The sequence below is a fragment of the Mesorhizobium sp. M1406 genome (assembly GCF_040317555.1).
In the GTDB taxonomy this organism is placed as follows: Bacteria; Pseudomonadota; Alphaproteobacteria; order Rhizobiales; family Rhizobiaceae; genus Mesorhizobium.
Window position 1 is genome coordinate 61,583 of record NZ_JAMYKW010000004.1, and the last position, 18,556, is coordinate 80,138.

Consider the following 18,556-nt stretch of genomic DNA (forward strand, 5'->3'; position numbering starts at 1 on the left):
TAGCGTGCGATCTTCGCCGGGAGGTCGCGACATGAACAAACCACATCCCTTGCACGGCCCGAACAGACTGAAGCTCGGCGTCTTTTCGACCAATGCGGATGGAGGGCTTGCCATCACCGATGTGCCGGAACGGTGGACGGCGAGCTGGCAGGACAATCTGACGGCGGCGCGGATCGCTGACCGCGCCGGCCTGGAGTTCATGCTGCCGATCGCGCGCTGGCGCGGCTTCGGCGGCCGCAACAAGGTGCGCGAATGGTCGTTCGAGACCTTCACCTGGGCAGCGGCACTTGCCATGGCCACCGATCGGATCGGCCTGTTCATGACCGTGCATGTGCCGCTGGTGCATCCGCTCTATGCCGCCAAGGCGCTGGCGACGGTCGACCATATCAGCCAGGGCCGCGCCGGCTTGAACATCGTCTGCGGCTGGAACCCGAAGGAATTCGGCATGTTCGGCACGCCCCTGGTCGAGAAGGGCTACGACCAGGCGGCCGAATGGATCGAGATACTGGAAAAGCTTTATGCCTCGGCCGAACCGCTCGACTATGAAGGCACCTATTATCGCCTCAAGGAAGCCGTCAGCCGGCCGGCCAGCCTGCAGGCTCCGCGCCCGGTGACGATGAACGCCGCTTTCGGCGGACCGGGCCGGGATTTCGCCGCCGCCCGATGCGACTATCTCTTCACGACCTTTTCCGAGATGAGCGATGCCGGCAAGCACGTCGCCGATATCAGCGAACGGGCCGACAAGGCGGGCCGGGATGTCGGCGTCTACACCGTGGCGCATGTCGTCTGCCGCCCGACGATGGAGGAGGCGCAAGCCTACTACACGCGCTATGCTGTTGATATGGCCGACCACAACGCGGTCGATGCGCACATGGCCAGCAAGAAGGAATTCTCGCAATCGCATGACCCGCATGCGTATGACCGCTACCGACAGCGTTTCGCCGGCGGCGCCGGCACCTACCCGCTGATTGGAACGCCGGAGACGATCGCCGCCGACATGGTCGCCATTGCCGGACACGGCTATCAGGGCATTGCGCTGTCCTTCGTCAACTACACGCAGGAGCTGCCCTATTTCTGCGATCACGTGCTGCCGATATTGAGACAGGCGGGCCTGCGCGAATAGTGGTGGTGCTCAGGGGATCAGCTACCCTGTGGCAGCCAGGATTTCATCGTCAGCTTCGATAATCATCGCGAACATTCGGATTTAGCCGAAGCCTTCCCGACGTCGTCATCCCAGGGTCTCCGCGACGGAGCTTCGCTCCTTGCTCCGCCCGTGGATGACGAAGTGATGAGCGTTTACTCCGGTATGACGGCGGTAGCCTGAATCTCCACCTTGGCGCGATCCTCGACCAGTGCCATTACCTGCATGGCGGCCATCGCCGGAAAATGCCGGCCGATCACTTCGCGGTAGGCCTCGCCGATACCCCTGAGATTGGCGAGGTATTCGGCCTTGTCGGTGAAATACCAGGTCATTGAGGTGATGTGCCGCGGCACCGCGCCGGCTTCCGCCAGCACCGCCACGATGTTCTGAAGCGTCTGCTTCACCTGGCCGACAAAGTCGTCGGTCTCGAACTGGCATTGGCCGTTCCAGCCGACCTGTCCGCCAACGAAGACGAGCCGCCCGCGCGCCGCGACGCCATTGGCGTAGCCGACGGGTTTTGCCCAGCCTTCCGGCTGCAGAATCGTGTGCATTCAAAACCTCCCGGTACCCAAAAACCAAGTCTCGAAATCGCTCGTCAATTTCCTACCGTCAGGCCGCGCCCATCACCTGCCGCGCAATCACCACTTTCTGCACGTCGGAGGCACCCTCATAGATGCGCAGCGCGCGGATCTCGCGATACAGGCTTTCGACGATATGGCCTTTGCGGACACCGTCGCCGCCATGCAGCTGCACTGCCCTGTCGATGACGCTTTGGGCGTGGTCCGTCGCGTATAGTTTCGCCATGGCCGCCTCGCGCGTCACCCGCGCGGCCCCCATGTCCTTGGTCCAGGCGGCGCGATAGACCAAAAGGGCTGCCGCATCGACGTCGAGCGCCATGTCGGCGATATGGCCCTGCACCATCTGCAGTTCGGCCATCGGGGCGCCGAACAGTTTGCGTTCGCCCACGCGCTTGATGCTTTCATCCAGCGCACGTCGGGCAAAGCCGAGTGCCGCCGCACCGACGGTCGAGCGGAACACGTCGAGCACCGACATGGCGATGCGGAAGCCGTCGCCTGGTCTGCCGATCAGCGCCGAGGCGGGCAGGCGAACCTGGTCGAAAGACAGCCGCGCCAGCGGATGCGGCGCGATCACTTCCAGCCGCTCGGCAATGCCAAGACCCTTGACGTCGCCCGGCACGAGGAAGGCGGAGAGCCCCTTGGCGCCCGGCGCCTCGCCGGTGCGGGCAAAGACGACATAGAGATCGGCGATGCCGCCATTGGAGATCCAGGTCTTTTCGCCGGAGAGAACATAGCTTTCGCCGTCACGGGTCGCCGTCATTTCCGTATTGGCGACGTCCGACCCAGAGCGCGGCTCCGACAGGGCAAAGGCTGAGATCGCCTTGCCGGCGCGCGTCTTTGCCAGCCACTGCTGCTGCTGCGGCGTGCCGAACAGGCTGAGCGCGCCGGTGCCGAGCCCTTGCATGGCAAAGGCGAAATCGGCCAGCCCGTCATGGCGGGCGAGCGTCTCGCGGGTGACGCACAAAGTGCGGACGTCGAGTGGTCCCGGATTGTCGGTGTCGAGAGCCGTAGGCCTCAGCCAGCCGTCCTGGCCAAGCTTAGTGACCAGCTCGCGGCAGGCGGCATCTACATCATGGTGATCGACCGGCAGGTTTTTTGAGCACCATGTCTCGAGACGTTCGGCCAGTTCGCGATGGCGGTCCTCGAAGAATGGCCAGGAGAGGAAGGAACGGTCAGGCATTGGCGCGCCCTCGGTTTTCGTCGCGCTCCGTCGCACCCCCCTCTGCCCTGCCGGGCATCTCCCCCGCAAGGGGGGAGATTGGCAGCCTCGTCGACGGCTTCGACCTAACAATGTTGGAGATTGGCGAAAACAAAACGTGCAACCGATCTCCCCCCTTGTGGGGGAGATGTCCGGCAGGACAGAGGGGGGTGCCTGGGCGCAAACCTACCGTCATCAATCCCCCTCGAACACCGGCTTTTCCTTGGCCACGAACGCCTTGTAGGCGCGCTCGAAATCGCGGGTCTGCATGCAGATCGCTTGCGCCTGTGCTTCCGCCTCGATCGCCTGGTCGAGGCCCATCGACCATTCCTGGTTGAGCTGCGTCTTGGTGATGCCATGGGCGAAGGTCGGGCCGGAGACGATGCGCGCCGCCATGTCGAGCGCGTCGGCCTCGAGCGCCGCGGCATCGACCAGCCTGTTGTAGAAGCCCCAACGTTCGCCTTCCGCCGCCGTCATGGTGCGGCCGGTGTAGAGCAGTTCGGCGGCGCGGCCCTGGCCGATGATGCGCGGCAGGATCGCGCAGGCGCCCATGTCGCAGCCGGCAAGGCCGACGCGGGTGAACAGGAACGCGGTCTTGGCTTCCGGCGTGGCGATGCGGATATCGGAACTCATTGCAATGATGGCGCCGGCGCCAACCGCGACGCCATCGACCGCCGCAATGATCGGCTTGCCGCAATTCAGCATCGCCTTGACGAAATCGCCGGTCATGCGGGTGAAGGCAAGAAGCTGTTTCATGTCCATCTTGACCAGCGGGCCGATGATGTCATGGACATCGCCGCCGGAGCAGAAATTGCCGCCATTGGACAGGAACACCACTGCGTCGACGTCGTCGGCATAGACGAGGTCGCGGAACGTGTCGCGCAACTCCGCATAGCTGTCGAAGGTCAGCGGGTTCTTGCGTTCAGGCCGGTCGAGCCGGACCTTTGCGATCCTGCCCTCGACCTCCCAGAGGAAATGCTTCGGCTTGCGCCCGGCCATTTCGGTCATTCGCGTCCCTCCCAATTGCTGCGGAACGAGGTCAGCATACCGGTCAGCCGGCGCGCGTCGTCCTCGCTGACCTTGCCCAGCAATTCGCCGATCCAGCCTTCATGCGCCGCGGCGATGGTGGCAAAGGCCTGCGTGCCTTCCTCGGTCAGCCGCACCATCGACGTGCGGCGGTCGCCATTGCGCCTCGCGCGTGCCACCAGCCCTTCCGAAACCAGCCGGTCGACAATGCCCGTGACGTTGCCGTTGGAGACCAGCAGGAAGCGCGACAGGTCGCTCATCAGCATGCCTTCCGGCACCCGATAAAGGGCCGCCATCACATCGAAGCGCGGCAGCGTCGTGTTGAATTCCTTCTTCAGGCGCTCGCGCAGCTCGGCCTCGATCGTGCGCGAGGCACGCAGCAGCCTGATCCACAGACGCAAGCGGTCCTTTCCGGGTCCCGACGGCGCGGGCAGGGGGCCGGCTACCATGTTTCGCCTCCTGAGACGGAAATTGCCTGTCCGGTGATCGATTGGGCGGCGTCGCCGCACAGCCACAGCACGGCGGCGGCAACCTCTTGCGGCTGGATGAAGCGGCCTTGCGGATTGGTCGAGGCGAGGCTCGACCGCGCCTGCTCGGCCGAGCGGCCGGTCTTTTCGATGATGCGTTGGATGGACTCCTCCAGCATCTCGGTTTCCACAAAGCCCGGGCACACGGCATTGACGGTGACGCCGGATTTCGCAGTCTCCGCCGCCAGCGCCCGCATCAGGCCGACGACGCCATGCTTGGCCGCGACGTAAGCCGCGACATACGGATAGCCCTTGAGTCCGGCCGTCGAGGCGATGAAAACGATGCGGCCCGCCTTGCGCGCGGCCATCCCGGCCAGCGCCGGCTTCACCGTCAGGAAGGCGCCGGTCAGATTGACGTCGAGCGTCCGCTGCCAGTCGGCAAGCGTTGTCTTGCGCGCCGGCGTGCTACCGGCCATGCCGGCATTGGCCACGACGATGTCGAAGGGCCCTCGTGCGGCTTGCGCTGTCTCGTAAAGCGACGCCATTGCTGTCTCATCGGTGACATCGGCGGCAGTGCCGAAAATGCCTTTGCTTTCGCCGGCCACCTTGGCAAGTTCCGCCTCGCGCCGGCCGCAGATGGTCACGTCGATGCCGGCGCCCGCCAGCGCTAGCGCGATTGCTCGGCCAACGCCGGAGCCGCCGCCAGTGACCAGCGCATGCTTGCCCGCGATCATGTGCCAATCCTCGAAACTTGGCGCCAAGTACCTCGACCCCTAACCCTCCCCACAAGGGGGAGGGAGAAGGCAGCACCTATCGATCGCAAACTTATGCGGTTTCCGCTGGGTCGAACGCAACATAGTCCCCCTCCCCCTTGTGGGGAGGGGCTAGGGGTGGGGGTACAGCGTCGACGTAGCAAGCGAAAAGCACTCATACTTTTAGCCCCGCGGCAGCATCACGCTCGGCCAGCCGGTAGAGCTGGTCGCGTCCGGGCAGATAGGGATCCGGCCATTTGACGCCACGGTCGCCGAGCGTAACCGCGGCATGCAGCGTCCAATAGGGATCGGCGAGATGCGGCCGTGCCAGCGCCACCAGATCGGCGCGGCCGGCCATCAGGATCGAGTTGACGTGGTCCGGCTCGTAGATGTTGCCGACCGCCATCGTCGCCATGCCGACCACGTTGCGGATACGGTCGGAAAACGGCGTCTGGAACATGCGGCCATAAACCGGCTTTGCCAATGCGGAGGTCTGACCGGCCGAGACGTCGCAGATGTCGACGCCTGCCTCATGCAGCAGCCGCGCGATCTCGACCGCGTCGGCGGGCGTCACGCCTTCGATGCCAAGCCAGTCATTGGCGGAGATGCGCATCGAGATCGGTTTTTCCGCCGGCCAGGCGGCGCGTACCGCACGGAAGATTTCCAGGGGATAGCGCATGCGGTTTTCCAGCGAACCACCGTACTTATCCGTGCGCCGGTTGGTGACCGGCGTTATGAAAGACGACAGGAGATAGCCGTGCGCGGCGTGGATTTCGAGCATGTCGAAGCCGCAGCGATTGGTCATCTCGGCCGAAGCCACGAATTCGTCGCGCACGCGGTCCATGTCGGCGCGGTCCATCGCCTTCGGCACCTGATTCTGCGGCGACCACGCCACGGCCGATGCCGCCATCACCGGCCAGTTTCCGGAGGCCAACGGCACGTCGGTGCCCTCCCAGCCGAGCCGGGTCGAACCCTTGGCGCCGGAATGGCCGATCTGGGCGCAGATCTTGGCTTCGGTCTCGATGTGGACGAAATCGACCAGCCGCTTCCACGCCACCTCATGTTCGGGCGCATAGAAGCCGGGACAGCCGGGCGTGATGCGCCCTTCCGGGCTGACGCAGGTCATCTCGATATAGATGAGGCCAGCACCGCCCTTGGCCCGCTCGGCGTAGTGGGTGAAATGCCAGTCGGTCGGGCAGCCGTCGACAGCCTTGTACTGCGCCATCGGCGAGACGACGACGCGGTTTTGCAGCTTCAGATCGCGCAGCTTGAAAGGCGCGAACATCGGCGCGCGGCGCATGCCGCCGGCGCCCGCCTGGCGCTGGAACCATTCTTCCGCGCCCCCCAGCCATTCGGCATCGCGCAGCCGCAAATTCTCGTGGCTGATGCGCTGCGAGCGGGTCAAAAGCGAATAGTTGAACTGCACCGGATCGAGGCCGAGATAGCGCTCGACCTCCTCGAACCATTCGAGCGAATTGCGCGCCGCCGATTGCAGCTTCAGCACCTCGGTGCGGCGGGCATCCTCGTATTTGCGGAAGGCGGCGTCGAGGTCGGGTTCGGTTTCGACATATTCGGCCAGCGCCACGGCGCTCTCCAGCGCCAGCTTGGTGCCGGAGCCGATCGAGAAGTGCGCTGACGCCGCCGCATCGCCCATCAGTGCGAGATTCTTGTAGGACCAGCGCTCGCACAGCACGCGTGGGAAATTGATCCAGGCCGAGCCCCTGATATGGTTGGCGTTGGTCATCAGCGCGTGGCCGCCGAGATGCTTCGCAAAGATACGCTCGCAGGTGGCGATCGATTCCTGCTGCGACATCGCACCGAAGCCGAAGGCAGCCCAGGTCTGTTCGCTGCACTCGACGATGAACGTCGCGGTGTCGCTGTCGAATTGGTAGGCGTGCGCCCACACCCAGCCATGCTCGGTCTTTTCGAAGATGAAGGTGAAGGCGTCGTCGAATTTCTGTTGCGTGCCCAGCCAGACGAACTTGCATTTGCGGGTGTCGATGTCGGGCTTGAAGATGTCGACGAAGCTGTTGCGCGCCCTGGAATTCAACCCGTCGGCGGCGACCACCAGATCATGCGTTTCCATGTAAGGTCGGGGATCGGCAATGTCGGTCTCGAACATGAGCTTGACGCCGAGTTCTCGCGCTCGGCGCTGCAACAGGATGAGCAGCCGCTTGCGGCCGATGCCGCAGAAACCGTGCCCGGTCGAAACCGTACGCACGCCGTCATGGATGACGGCGATGTCATCCCAATAGGCGAAATGCTTCTTGATCCAGACGGCGCTGACCGGATCGTTCTTCGACAAATTGTCGAGCGTCTCGGCCGACAGCACGACGCCCCAGCCGAACGTGTCGTCGGCGCGGTTGCGCTCGAACACCGTCACCTCGTGCGCGGCGTCCCTGAGTTTCATCGAAATGGCAAAGTAGAGGCCGGCTGGTCCACCGCCGAGAACCGCAACCTTCATGTCTGCGATCTCCTCTTCGCTTCCTGGCTTCAGTATCGCGCTGGCGGCAAATTATTTCAAGCTTAAAGTTTCATATCGAAATGATTCAACGTCGCATTTGTGTGGCGTGCTTGGGGAACATCCGCAAGTACGCTGTCCCATCATTTTTCCGGGTTCTTTGGGCTCCATAAAACTGTCTCGGCATCCTTCTCGTACGCCATGCCCGTGGGATAGCTGATCGCTTCGAGTTGAAGCCCCCACGGCGCCTGGAAGTAGAGGATGGTCTGGCCGGCGGCCGGACCTTCCTTGACCGGCAATGGTCCCATGCGCGTCTTCACGCCCTTGGCGTCGAGATAGGCTTTGGCGGCAGCGACATCTTCGACATAGAAGGCGATGTGGAAGCCGCCTATGTCGCTGTTCTTCGGCGTCAGGTCCTTCTGGTCGGGCGCGGTGTATTTGAACAGCTCGATGTTCGATCCATAGCCGCAGCGGACCATGGTGACCTGCTCGATCACCGCTTTGGGATCGACACCCAGAAGATCCTGCATGAAAGTGCCCTTGTCGTCGGCGAACGGGCCGAACGACATCGCCTTCTTGCAGCCGACCACCTCGGTGAAGAAGTCGACCGCCTGCTTCATGTTAGGAACCGTGATGCCGGTGTGATCATGCCCGCGCATGCCGGGGATCGAGCTGGCGGCGGCCATGCCGGCGCTGCCGAGGACAAAGGCCGCGAGTGTTGTGTTTCGAAGTATCGTCTTCATGTCAGTCCTCTCCATTGGCGGGACCAAGTCATTGCGGTCGCACGTCCAAAGCCCGCTTTCCGGCGTGCGTGTGCATTCATGTCGAAGCTTTGGCGACGGCAGGGTTGTCCAGCCAACCCGGATCGATCTCGGGCAGGGGAATGGCCGCGATGAGGTCGCGCGTGTAGGCCTGCCGAGGATTGTCGAACAAGGCGTCGGTGGCGCTGGCTTCGACGATCACGCCTTCGCGCATGACGATCACTTGCTGGCACAACCGCCGAATGACCGACAGATCGTGGCTGATGAAAGCGACGGTCAGGCCCATCTCGGCGGCGAGCTTCTCCAGCAGGGTCAGGATTTGCGCCTGCGTCGACACGTCGAGGCCGGAGACGATCTCGTCGGCCAGTACGAATTTCGGTGACAGCGCCAACGCGCGCGCGATGCCGACGCGCTGGCGCTGGCCGCCCGACAGTTCGTGGCGGTAGCGGCTGGCGAAGCTCTGCGGCAGGCCGACACGCTGCAGCGCTTCTGCGACTCGCGCCTTCAGATTGTCGCCAAGGCCGTTCTGTTTCAGCGGCGCGGCGATGATGCTGGCAATGGTGCGGCGCGGGTTGAGCGACGACATCGGATCCTGGAAGATCATCTGCATATCGCGGCGCAGCGGCCTGAGCTCCGCCTCAGGCAGATGGGTGATATCGCGGCCGTCGAAGCAGATGCTGCCGGCGCTGGGCTCCAGCAGGCGCACCAGCGCGCGGCCGAGTGTCGATTTTCCCGATCCGGATTCGCCGACGATGCCGGTCACCGATCCCCGGGGCAGATCGAAATCGAGGCCTTTTAGGATCTCGGCCAAGGGCGCGCGGCCGATCAGTGGCTTACGCGTCATGTCGGGCAGGGCGACCTTCAGCCCGCGCACGGAAAACAGCGGCTCAACCATGCGGCCGCCTCCAGGCCTGGTCGGCGGCCGTGATCTCCGCGGCCAGTCCGGCCAGTACCGCCTCGTCCACTGGCTTCAGCGAAGCGAACGGGTCGGTGTAGCGCGGCGTGGCGGCCATCAGCGCTCGCGTATAGGGGTGCTGCGGCGCGGCGAAGAGGGCAGCCGTTTCGGCCTCCTCGACCACCTTGCCGGCATAGAGCACCGACACTTTCTGGCTGATCTTGGCGACGACGCCGAGATCATGTGTGACGAACAGGATCGCCGTGCCGTGCTCGCGCTGCAATTGCACGATCAGCCGTAGAATCTGCTTCTGCACCGTGACGTCGAGCGCCGTCGTCGGTTCGTCGGCGACGATCAATCGGGGCTCGGCGGCGAAGGCGGCGGCGATCAGCACGCGCTGGCGCATGCCGCCGGAAAGCTCGTGCGGATAGCTTTTCAGCACGCGGTCGGGGTCGCGGATCTGCACCTCGTCCAGCAGTTGGCGAATGCGGGTATCGGCCCTCTCGCCACTCCAGCCGAGAATGCGCACCAACCGGTCGGTCATCTGCGAGCCGATACGCCGCGACGGATTGAGCGCGGTCAGCGGGTCCTGCGGGATCAGCGCCGTGCGCGCACCGATCAGCGTGCGCCGCGCCTTGGGCTGAAGCTTGCCGAGGTCTTCGCCCTCGAGCAGCATGTCGCCTTCGACAATGCGCACGCTCGACGGCAGCACGCCGAGCACCGCCTTGCCGATCATCGTCTTGCCGGCGCCGCTCTCGCCGACCAGCGCACGGACCTCGCCGGGCTGGACGGAAAGCGACACCGAGCGCAGCACGCGCTGGCCGTTCGGCAGCACGGCGCTCAGATCCCTGATATCGAGACAGGCGCTCATCGCAGCACCGGGTCGAAGCGCGTCTTCAGCGCCTCGCCGAACTGGCTGAAAGACAGCACCGTCAAGATCAGCGTGACCAGCGGGAACACCAGCACCCACCACGCCTGATGGATCGACAGCCGGCCCTCGGCGATGATGCCGCCCCAGGTCGGGTCGTCGGTCGAGATCGACAGATTGACGAAGGACAGGATCGCCTCGACGATGACGGCGATGCCCATTTCCAGCGACAGCAGCGCGACGATCGACGGCACCACATTGGGCAGCACTTCGCGCAGCATGATGCCGATGCGGCCATAGCCGGCGATGCGGGCATTCTCGACATAGTCCATGCGCGATTGGCCCATGGTTTCGGCACGGATCACTCGGCAGAAACGCGTCCAGTCGATGATGGCGATGGCGAGGATGACGGAGCTGAGGCCGGTGCCGAGCACGGCCACCAGAAGGATGGCGAACAGCACCGGCGGAAACGCCATCCAGACATCGACGATGCGCGAGATGATGCGGTCTGCCCAGCCGCCGAAATAACCCGCGATCAGCCCAAGCGTCGAGCCGACCAGGCACGCCGCGATGGCGGCGGCAAAAGCGACGATGAAGGCGATACGTCCGCCGAAGATCAGGCGGGAGAACAGGTCGCGGCCGAGGCTGTCGGTGCCCAGCCAGTAGCCTGGCTCGGCACCATCAATCCAGAACGGCGGCAACCGCTCCAGCATCAGATCCTGCGCCAGCGGATCCTGCGGCGCCACCAGCGGCGCGAAGATCGCGGCCAGCAGCGCCAGCAGCAGCCAGCCGCCGGCAAGCCACAAGCGCGGCGACACGCTACGCCTTCGAGCACGGCCCTCATCCATGGCGCAGCCTCGGATTGAGCAGGGCATACATCATGTCGACGGCGAGGTTGATCAGCACGAACAGCAGCGCGAAGACCAGCACGATGCCCTGGATCAGCGGCAGGTCGCGGTTGATGACGGCGTCGATCGCCATATTGCCGAGGCCTTCATACGAAAACAGCCGTTCGACGATGACCGTGCCGCCGATGAGGAAAGTGAACTGCACGCCGACCAGCGTCAGCGTTGGCAAGGCGGCGTTCTTCAGCGCCTCGCGCAGGATGACCTGCGTTTCCGAAAACCCCTTCACCCGCGCCAGCACGACATAATCGAGGTCGAGCACTTCCTTCAGCGACTGTTTCAGCAGTTGCGAGATGATCGCCGCCAGCGGTAGCGCCAAAGCCACGGCCGGCATCAGCATGTGCTTCAAGAGATCCCAGGTGAGGTCGAGGCGCAGGCGCAACAGGCTCTCGAACAGATAGAACTGGGTGACGAACGGCAGGTCGAGTTGCGGCGATACCCGGCCGGAAATGTCGAAGATCGGCACCAGCACGCCGAACAGCAGGATCAGCACCAGGCCCCACAGGAAATCGGGAATGGAGAGTGCCGCGCCGCTGGCGATGTCGATGCCTGCCTCGACCGCCGTGCCGCGTTCGCGGGCGCCGATGATCGCCGTCGTGCCGCCGAGTGCCACAGCCATCACAAGCGCGACGATGGCGAGCTCCAGCGTCGCCGGCAGCCGGTTGAAGACAAGGCCGAGTACGTCTTGCCGCAGCGAGATCGAGGTGCCGAAGTCGCCTCTGGCAACCCCGGACAGCCAGATGAAGAACTGCTGCACGATCGTCTTGTCGAGTCCGTAAAGCGCACGCAGCCGGGCAATGTCGGCATCCGTGGCGCCGGGCGGCAGCATCATGGCGATCGGATCGCCGGGAGCGACGCGGATCACGACAAAGACGACGACGGCCACGCCGAACAGCGTGATCAGCATCGTCAGAAGACGGATCATGAATCTTTGCAGGAGCATTCTGGCGTAGGCCTAATGCGTTTCAGTGACTGATGGAACGAACAGTCCCCTCATCCGGCCGTCGACGGCTGAGTAAGCCTCTTCTCCCCAGCAGGGAGAAGGTGGCCCGAAGGGCCGGATGAGGGGGCCTGCGCAAGTTGGGCGAAGGCACGCCGTCTCGTGACAGCGTGCCATTTCGCCTGTCTCAAGCCGGGGTCATCAGGGCCGGCAGCAGCGCGCCGGACACATGCTGCACAACATTGACGCCCTTGGCATGCACGATCGGCTGCGCATACTGCATAAGCGGCAGCACATAGGCCTGCTCGGCGATGTATTTGTCGACAGCCTTCCAGCCGGCGATGCGCTTGGCCTCGTCCTTTTCGCCCCACAGCGGGTTGATCATGTCGATCAAATCCTGGCTGTCCCACACCGAATGCGGGCTCGGGCCGTACATGGCAAAGCCGGTCGAGGTGGTCGGATCGCCGATGGCGTTGCCCCAGTTGTAGAAGGCGGCCGGGGCCAGCTTGTCGGCGGCGCGCAGCTCGTAGTGCTTGGCGATCTCGTAGACCTCGATCGTCGCCTCGATGCCGACCTTGCGCCACATGCCGACGATCGCCTGGATCATCTCATAGTCCTTGGGCTTGAAGCCCTTGGTCGTCTGGATGGTGAACTTGACCGGCTTTTCCGGCGAATAGCCGGAGGCAGCGAGCAGTTCCTTGGCCTTCTCGGGATTGTGCTCGACCTTGATCGACGCATCGTAGGCCGCGTATTCCGGCGTCTCCAGCGTGTCGATCGGCTGGCCATAGCCGCGCAGCAGGCGATCGACCAGCAGCTTCTTGTCGATCGACATGACGGCTGCCTGGCGGACGTTCTTGTCCAGCATCGCCTCGATGTCGTTGAAGAAGATCATGCCGATATCGGACACGTTCTTGCACGAGCCGGCAAGCCCGTCCTTGGCGATCAGCCGGTCATATTCCTCATAGGGAATTTCGAGCGTCACCTGCGAGGAGCCGGACTCGATCTCGGCGACGCGGCTCGCCGCGTCAGTGACGAACTTGATCGTCACGTTCGCGAAGGCGGGCTTGCCGCCCCAATAGTTCGGGTTAGCCTTCAGCCGCAGGAAGGCGTTGCGCTCGAATTTTTCGACCATGTAGGGGCCGGTGCCGATCGGCGCCTTCTCGAAGCCTTCGGCGCCCACCTTCTCGTAATAGGCCTTCGGCATGATGTAGCCGGTCAAAAACGACATCCATTTGAAATACACCGGGTCGAACTGCACGACGTCGCCGGTGATCTTGTTGCCGTCGATCTTGAAGTTGTTGACGTTCTTCCAGACGAACTGGATCGGGTTGCCGGTCTTCTCGTCACCCGCCCGCTGCAACGACCAGACCACGTCTTCCGCCGTGAAAGGCGAGCCGTCGTGCCATGTCACGCCTTCGCGCACCGTCATCATGATCTTTGTGCGGTCGTCGTTCCAGCCCCATTCGGTGAGCAGGCCCGGCGCGAAGGACAGGTCGGGCTTTTGCGGGATGAACTGGTCGAACACCGACTGGTAGAGCCCCTGGATCGTCGGGTTGACCGCCGAAGGTCCGGTGGTCGGATCCCAGGACGGCAGGTTGACGTTGTAGGCGATGGTCAGTTCGCCGGCGGCCGCCTTGGCGATCCGCGGCAGGCCGACAGCGGCTACCCCGAGTGCCGCGGCACTGTATCCCAGCAATTCACGTCTGTTGATTGTCATGGTCGTTCCCCTTGTTGGTTTATTGTCCTTGCGCGGCGTCGTCAGTTCATTGTTCAGGCTCTTGGGCAGCAGCGCCTTGCCCTTTTTCGCCTGTGTGAATCTTCGGCTCTACCTCCCGCCAAGCTGTTGCGCGAGCATGTATCCGGAAGCCGCGCCGGTGCCGGCACCTGGCCATGTCGCGGCGCCGGTGAGATGCAGATGCGCCACCGGCGTGTTCCAGCCGGCGTAGCCGCGCGCCGGGCGAAACAAAAAATTCTGTGCCAGATGATGGCTGCCGCAGACCTGGTCGCCGCCGACGAGGTTCGGGTTCTCGCGCTCGAGATCGATGGGGGAGAAGACGGCGCGGCCGAGGATATTGTTTCGCAAGCCGGGCGCGTAGGCCTCGATGATGTCGAGGACACGCTCGGCGTAGACCTCCTTGACCTTGTCCCAACGCGCCGGCGCGATCTTGCCGGCGGCATCACCTGTGATTTCGGCGGGCAGCATGCGCACCTGCACCCACAGCACATGCCTGCCTTCAGGCGCCCGCGACGGGTCGATCGCTGTCGGCTGGCCGACGACCAGCACCGGCTCGTCCGGCAGCATCCCCGCCATCGCCTGCTGGTAGGTGCGCGACATGGCATCGAGCGACGGCGACAGATGCACATAGGCGAACTGCCGCAACTCGGCTCCGGCGCGCCAGTCGGGCAGGTCGTCGAGCGCCAGGTGGATCATCATCGTGCCCGGCGCATAGCGGAATTTCTGCATCGCCGTGTCGAAGCCGGCGTCACCCGAACCGTCGGGCAGCAGCTTGCCGGTCAGTGCCTTGGGCGCGACGCCGGCGATGACCGCCCTAGTGGCGGTATGCGTCTCACCGGAAGCAAGCCTCACACCGGTTGCCTTGCGGGCGGAAATAGTGATCTCGGCCACCTCGGCGCCAGTGACGATCTTGCCGCCGGCGGACGTCACCATGCCCGACAATGCGCGGATGATGGTGTCGGCGCCGCCCTTGCCCAGCACCATGCCAAAGCTCTGGTTGGCCATCGATTCCAGATAGGGGAAGACGGCACCCCCGGCGATGTCGGGGGCGAAGTCGAGATGCATGCCCCAGGTGGCGAGCGTCGCCCTGATATGGGGCGACTCGAAAGTCTCCTCCAGCCACGCGCGTGGCGAAGACAACAGCAGCCGTCCCGTATCGAGCGCCCCCGACATGCCCTTCTTGCGCCACAGGTTCCATGCCGTGCCGGCCAGCGCGCGGGCGCTCATCGGCGAACCGAGCAACCTGAACAGATGCTCGGCTTCCGCCGGAAAGGCGGCAACCAGTCCGCGCCATGTCGCGGCATCGGCAGCGGAGAAGGCGGCCATGCGCGCCGTGGTCTTTTCCAGATCGTTGCTGACGCCGAACCAGCGTCCGTCCGGAAAGGCGCTGGCGAAACAATCGGCGACCGGCGCGAACTCCAGCCCCTGCGCTTTCAATTCATTTGCATATTTCCGGTGGAAGGCCGAGCCGGCGAACAGGCTTAGATTCATCGCGCCGAAATCGTGGCGGAAGCCGGGAAGGGTGAATTCGCGCGTCTGGACGGCGCCGCCGATTGTTGCGCTGCGTTCGAAAATCCCGGTTTTCCAGCCTTTGAGCGCCAGATGCGCGGCGCATGCCAGACTGTTGTGGCCCGCCCCGACAAAGATGGCGTCGAATTCGCTCACGCCCCGGTCCCATTTTCCTTTATGCTTAAAGATAATTGCAGATGCATATGTTTTCGTCTAGTAGGATATTAAGGGCCGAGACGAGCCTTGATCATCAGATGAAAGAGGGAACAGAGAACGATGGACACCCAAAAACTCCTCGGCGAAGTCGCCGGCCAGCTTCTTTCAGGCGCCATCAAGGTGGTCGACCTGACGGCGCCGCTCGGACCGGATACGCCGTTGATCAAGCTGCCGCCGGAACTCGCCGTCGACACGCCCAAGGTCGAGATCCACTCGATCTCCCGCTATGACAAGAACGGCCCGTGGTGGGCATGGAACTGGCTGAAGCTTGGCGAGCATTCGGGCACGCATTTCGATGCGCCGCAGCATTGGATCAGTGGCAAGGATTATGCCGACGGCGCCACCGACACCATTCCGGCCCAGAATTTCGTCGGCCCGGTCAATGTCATCGACTGTTCGAAGGAAGCCGCCGCCGACCCTGATTTCCTGCTCACCGTCGACCACATCAAGGCGTGGGAAGCCAAGCATGGCGCCATCAATGCCGGCGAATGGGTGGTGATGCGCACCGATTGGTACAAGCGCAACGGTTCCGAAGCCGAGTTCCTCAACGCCGACGAGACCGGCCCGCATACGCCCGGCCCGACAGCCGAAGCCATCCAGTTCCTGATCAGCAAGGACATCAAGGGCTGGGGCAGCGAGACGATCGGCACGGATGCCGGCAAGGCCGGCGGCATGGAGCCGCCATTCCCGGCGCACACGCTGATGCACAAGGCCAACCGCTACGGCCTCGCCAGCCTCTGCAATCTCGACCAGCTGCCGCCGAAGGGCGCCATCCTGATCGCCGCGCCGCTCAAGATCGAACACGGCACCGGCAGCCCGATCCGCGCGCTGGCGCTGGTGTCGAAGCAATAGGGCGAGGTGGGGTCTTCGGGAGAAGATCATGCGCAAAGGCGAAACCGGGTTGATGATGTGGCAACCGTGCAGTGGTGGCGCTCCACGGCGCGAAGGAATGCAACGCTGCGCGTTTAAACCTCGCTTCCCGCCCACGGGGAGCAATCGTTAATGAAGGCCCCCGATCACATCATCGTCGGCAGCGGCATCAACGCGCTGGTCTGCGCGGCGATGCTTGGCGGCAAGGGTGCCAAGGTGCTCGTGCTGGAGCGCAATGACCGCATTGGCGGCTGCATGCGCACAGAGGAGATCACCGCGCCCGGCTTCATCCATGACGTGATGGCAACGACCTTCGTGCTGTTCATCACCTCGCCGGCCTTTGCGGCACTCGGCGCCGACCTTGCCCGGCACGGGCTGGAATTCTGCCATACCGGCACGCCGACCGGCGTGCTGCGGCCGGACGGCAGCCATGCGGTGCTCACCACCGACCGTGCCGCCAATGTCGCCGCGTTCAACGCGATCGCGGCGGGCGATGGCGACCGGCACGCCGGCGATGTCGGCAACATCGAGCGAAATGCCGGCCTGCTGTTTGGCCTGCTCGGCGGCAGCCTGTGGTCTTATCCCACGGCGAAACTGTTGGCAGGCGATGCCTGGCGGCGTGGCCCTCGCGGCCTTGCCGCCTTTCTCGGCGAGGCACTTGTGCCGGCGCGGAACTGGCTGGAAAGCACCTATCGGTCCGAGATAATCCGGGCTTTGTGGGCACCCTGGGTGCTGCATGCCGGGCTTGGTCCCGAAGATGCGTTCTCTGGCCAGATCGCCAGGGTGATCGCCTTCGCGCTGGAGGCGGCGGGCGCGCCGATCGTCAAGGGGGGCGCGCGGAACCTGCTTTCAGCCTTCGAGGCACTCATCACCGAGCGCGGCGGCGTCATCTCCACCGAAGCGGACGTTGCTTCCATCATCCTGACCGGGGGCCGCGCCACCGGCGTGCGGCTGGCTTCGGGCGAAACGGTCCATGCGAAGAAGAGCGTCATCTGCTCGGTCACGCCGACGCAGCTCTATGGCCGGCTGCTCGGCGCGGATGCGCCCCAGGCCGATGTCGAGGCGACGCAGAAATATCGCTACGGCAAAGGCAATTTCCAGATTCACTACGCTCTCGACAAGCCGCCGGCATGGCACGGCGAAGGCCTCGACAAGGTGGCGTTGCTGCACATGACGCCGGGACTGGAGGGCGTGTCGAAGGCCTGCAACGAGGCGGCGCGCGGCATGCTGCCGGAGGTGCCGACCATCTGTGTCGGCCAGCCGCACGCGCTCGACCCGTCACGCTGTCCGCCGGGCAAGGCTATCCTGTGGCTGCAACTGCCCGAGGCCCCTCGCCACATCAAGGGCGACGCCGCCGGCAAGCTGCCGGCACCCGCAGATGGGCAGTGGACTGACGCGCTGCGCGAGGCCTATGCCGATCGCGCGGAAGCCATCCTCGCCAGTCATATCGAAGGTTTCAAGGACAGCGTCATTGCGCGCCGGGCCTATTCTCCAGCCGACCTCGAAGCGATGAACATCAATCTGGTCGGCGGCGATCCTTATGGCGGTTCGTCTGCTATCGATCAGTCATTCCTGTGGCGGCCGTTCAAGACCAGCCGCAATCATCAGACCGGCATCAAGGGTCTCTACCACATCGGCGCCTCGACCCATCCGGGCGCCGGCCTCGGCGGCGGCTCCGGCTTTCTCCTGGCGGGGAGGCTGTGATGGAAGAGAAGGTTGCCGAAAAGCGCCAGCGCATTTCAACCTTGGGGCAGATCGGCCTGCAGCAATTCGCCCCCTATCTGATGAACCGCATCATGGGCCGCTACAACGCCACCTTGCGCGACGATTTCCGCAAGCAGGGGCTGACCATCCCGCAGGTGCGCACGCTCGCCGTGCTGTCGGTGTCCGACGGCATCACCGTGAACGATCTTTCGGTCTATACGGTCATCGAGCAGTCGACCTTGAGCCGGACGCTCGACTCGCTTGAGGGCCAAGGTCTTGTGCGGCGTGAGCAGGGCGTCACCGACAGCCGCATCCGCCATGTGTTCCTCACCGACGATGGCCGCGCCGAGTTCACGCGCGCCTGGCCGGCCATGCATGACGCGTTCGAGGCGATGTTCGACGACGTCGACGATGCCGAATACGCGGCGCTGATCGCGACGCTGCAGAAGATGCTGAAGAACATTCGCAAGCACGACATCTAGCATGACCCCGAAAAGTGGCCCCGGTTTTCGGAAGAGGTCATGCTCAAA

Annotated in this window: 17 protein-coding genes; 4 read left to right on the plus strand and 13 right to left on the minus strand. The window is 64.1% G+C overall.

Annotated features, from left to right (window positions below):
- The first annotated feature begins 31 nt into the window (after positions 1-31).
- Entirely contained in the window at positions 32-1,123 is a 1,092-nt protein-coding gene (locus NKH03_RS05550; protein ID WP_352967520.1) for an LLM class flavin-dependent oxidoreductase, read from the plus strand.
- A 173-nt stretch (positions 1,124-1,296) separates the two neighbouring features.
- Here the strand turns inward: NKH03_RS05550 and NKH03_RS05555 are convergent, their stop codons facing one another.
- The 13 genes from NKH03_RS05555 to NKH03_RS05615 all read right to left on the minus strand — a co-directional run bounded on the left by NKH03_RS05555 (position 1,297) and on the right by NKH03_RS05615 (position 15,392).
- Positions 1,297-1,692 carry a RidA family protein gene (locus tag NKH03_RS05555; protein ID WP_352872049.1) on the minus strand — a complete coding sequence of 132 codons (396 nt, stop codon included), beginning with the start codon at positions 1,690-1,692 and terminating at the stop codon, positions 1,297-1,299.
- 58 nt (positions 1,693-1,750) lie between these two features.
- Positions 1,751-2,899, minus strand: coding sequence for an acyl-CoA dehydrogenase family protein (locus NKH03_RS05560; RefSeq protein ID WP_352872050.1), 1,149 nt, complete (start codon positions 2,897-2,899; stop codon positions 1,751-1,753).
- A 213-nt stretch (positions 2,900-3,112) separates the two neighbouring features.
- Positions 3,113-3,925: an enoyl-CoA hydratase family protein gene (locus tag NKH03_RS05565; RefSeq protein WP_352967522.1), complete on the minus strand. Its 813-nt coding sequence runs from the start codon at positions 3,923-3,925 to the stop codon at positions 3,113-3,115.
- A complete protein-coding gene (locus tag NKH03_RS05570) occupies positions 3,922-4,392 on the minus strand; it encodes a MarR family winged helix-turn-helix transcriptional regulator (protein ID WP_352661046.1) in 471 nt (156 codons plus the stop codon). Before NKH03_RS05570 ends, NKH03_RS05565 begins: the two co-directional genes overlap by 4 nt.
- Positions 4,386-5,144: an SDR family NAD(P)-dependent oxidoreductase gene (locus NKH03_RS05575; protein WP_352967523.1), complete on the minus strand. Its 759-nt coding sequence runs from the start codon at positions 5,142-5,144 to the stop codon at positions 4,386-4,388. The genes NKH03_RS05570 and NKH03_RS05575 overlap by 7 nt, the downstream gene beginning before the upstream one ends.
- Before the next feature lie 193 nt (positions 5,145-5,337).
- Positions 5,338-7,626: a bifunctional salicylyl-CoA 5-hydroxylase/oxidoreductase gene (locus tag NKH03_RS05580; RefSeq protein ID WP_352967524.1), complete on the minus strand. Its 2,289-nt coding sequence runs from the start codon at positions 7,624-7,626 to the stop codon at positions 5,338-5,340.
- A gap of 140 nt (positions 7,627-7,766) precedes the next feature.
- Positions 7,767-8,366 (minus strand): VOC family protein, encoded by a 600-nt coding sequence (locus tag NKH03_RS05585; protein WP_352967526.1) that lies wholly within the window; start codon positions 8,364-8,366, stop codon positions 7,767-7,769.
- 76 nt (positions 8,367-8,442) lie between these two features.
- Positions 8,443-9,279, minus strand: a complete 837-nt coding sequence (locus tag NKH03_RS05590) for an ATP-binding cassette domain-containing protein (protein WP_352967528.1) — start codon at positions 9,277-9,279, stop codon at positions 8,443-8,445.
- Positions 9,272-10,150 (minus strand): ABC transporter ATP-binding protein, encoded by an 879-nt coding sequence (locus NKH03_RS05595; protein ID WP_352967530.1) that lies wholly within the window; start codon positions 10,148-10,150, stop codon positions 9,272-9,274. The genes NKH03_RS05590 and NKH03_RS05595 overlap by 8 nt, the downstream gene beginning before the upstream one ends.
- On the minus strand, positions 10,147-10,995 hold the full coding sequence (locus NKH03_RS05600; protein ID WP_352872058.1) for an ABC transporter permease: 849 nt from the start codon (positions 10,993-10,995) through the stop codon (positions 10,147-10,149). The genes NKH03_RS05595 and NKH03_RS05600 overlap by 4 nt, the downstream gene beginning before the upstream one ends.
- Positions 10,988-11,995 (minus strand): ABC transporter permease, encoded by a 1,008-nt coding sequence (locus NKH03_RS05605; protein ID WP_352967532.1) that lies wholly within the window; start codon positions 11,993-11,995, stop codon positions 10,988-10,990. Before NKH03_RS05605 ends, NKH03_RS05600 begins: the two co-directional genes overlap by 8 nt.
- Positions 11,996-12,179: 184 nt before the next feature.
- On the minus strand, positions 12,180-13,709 hold the full coding sequence (locus tag NKH03_RS05610; protein ID WP_352967534.1) for an ABC transporter substrate-binding protein: 1,530 nt from the start codon (positions 13,707-13,709) through the stop codon (positions 12,180-12,182).
- A gap of 108 nt (positions 13,710-13,817) precedes the next feature.
- Positions 13,818-15,392, minus strand: coding sequence for a phytoene desaturase family protein (locus NKH03_RS05615; protein ID WP_352967536.1), 1,575 nt, complete (start codon positions 15,390-15,392; stop codon positions 13,818-13,820).
- Between the two features lie 120 nt (positions 15,393-15,512).
- Between NKH03_RS05615 and NKH03_RS05620 the strand changes: the two genes are divergently transcribed.
- The 3 genes from NKH03_RS05620 to NKH03_RS05630 all read left to right on the plus strand — a co-directional run bounded on the left by NKH03_RS05620 (position 15,513) and on the right by NKH03_RS05630 (position 18,508).
- The gene (locus tag NKH03_RS05620; RefSeq protein ID WP_352967537.1) at positions 15,513-16,304 is read left to right on the plus strand and encodes a cyclase family protein; all 792 of its coding nucleotides are present in this window, start codon (positions 15,513-15,515) and stop codon (positions 16,302-16,304) included.
- A gap of 150 nt (positions 16,305-16,454) precedes the next feature.
- Positions 16,455-18,026 (plus strand): phytoene desaturase family protein, encoded by a 1,572-nt coding sequence (locus NKH03_RS05625; RefSeq protein ID WP_352967539.1) that lies wholly within the window; start codon positions 16,455-16,457, stop codon positions 18,024-18,026.
- On the plus strand, positions 18,026-18,508 hold the full coding sequence (locus tag NKH03_RS05630; protein WP_352967541.1) for a MarR family winged helix-turn-helix transcriptional regulator: 483 nt from the start codon (positions 18,026-18,028) through the stop codon (positions 18,506-18,508). The genes NKH03_RS05625 and NKH03_RS05630 overlap by 1 nt, the downstream gene beginning before the upstream one ends.
- The last annotated feature ends 48 nt before the right edge of the window (positions 18,509-18,556 follow it).

Bases quoted from the DNA above. Each gene is read 5' to 3' on its own strand.
- NKH03_RS05550 (WP_352967520.1), top strand. From the start codon at position 32: ATGAACAAACCACATCCCTTGCACGGCCCGAACAGACTGAAGCTCGGC.
- NKH03_RS05555 (WP_352872049.1), bottom strand. From the start codon at position 1,692: ATGCACACGATTCTGCAGCCGGAAGGCTGGGCAAAACCCGTCGGCTAC.
- NKH03_RS05560 (WP_352872050.1), bottom strand. From the start codon at position 2,899: ATGCCTGACCGTTCCTTCCTCTCCTGGCCATTCTTCGAGGACCGCCAT.
- NKH03_RS05565 (WP_352967522.1), bottom strand. From the start codon at position 3,925: ATGACCGAAATGGCCGGGCGCAAGCCGAAGCATTTCCTCTGGGAGGTC.
- NKH03_RS05570 (WP_352661046.1), bottom strand. From the start codon at position 4,392: ATGGTAGCCGGCCCCCTGCCCGCGCCGTCGGGACCCGGAAAGGACCGC.
- NKH03_RS05575 (WP_352967523.1), bottom strand. From the start codon at position 5,144: ATGATCGCGGGCAAGCATGCGCTGGTCACTGGCGGCGGCTCCGGCGTT.
- NKH03_RS05580 (WP_352967524.1), bottom strand. From the start codon at position 7,626: ATGAAGGTTGCGGTTCTCGGCGGTGGACCAGCCGGCCTCTACTTTGCC.
- NKH03_RS05585 (WP_352967526.1), bottom strand. From the start codon at position 8,366: ATGAAGACGATACTTCGAAACACAACACTCGCGGCCTTTGTCCTCGGC.
- NKH03_RS05590 (WP_352967528.1), bottom strand. From the start codon at position 9,279: ATGGTTGAGCCGCTGTTTTCCGTGCGCGGGCTGAAGGTCGCCCTGCCC.
- NKH03_RS05595 (WP_352967530.1), bottom strand. From the start codon at position 10,150: ATGAGCGCCTGTCTCGATATCAGGGATCTGAGCGCCGTGCTGCCGAAC.
- NKH03_RS05600 (WP_352872058.1), bottom strand. From the start codon at position 10,995: ATGGATGAGGGCCGTGCTCGAAGGCGTAGCGTGTCGCCGCGCTTGTGG.
- NKH03_RS05605 (WP_352967532.1), bottom strand. From the start codon at position 11,995: ATGCTCCTGCAAAGATTCATGATCCGTCTTCTGACGATGCTGATCACG.
- NKH03_RS05610 (WP_352967534.1), bottom strand. From the start codon at position 13,709: ATGACAATCAACAGACGTGAATTGCTGGGATACAGTGCCGCGGCACTC.
- NKH03_RS05620 (WP_352967537.1), top strand. From the start codon at position 15,513: ATGGACACCCAAAAACTCCTCGGCGAAGTCGCCGGCCAGCTTCTTTCA.
- NKH03_RS05625 (WP_352967539.1), top strand. From the start codon at position 16,455: ATGAAGGCCCCCGATCACATCATCGTCGGCAGCGGCATCAACGCGCTG.
- NKH03_RS05630 (WP_352967541.1), top strand. From the start codon at position 18,026: ATGGAAGAGAAGGTTGCCGAAAAGCGCCAGCGCATTTCAACCTTGGGG.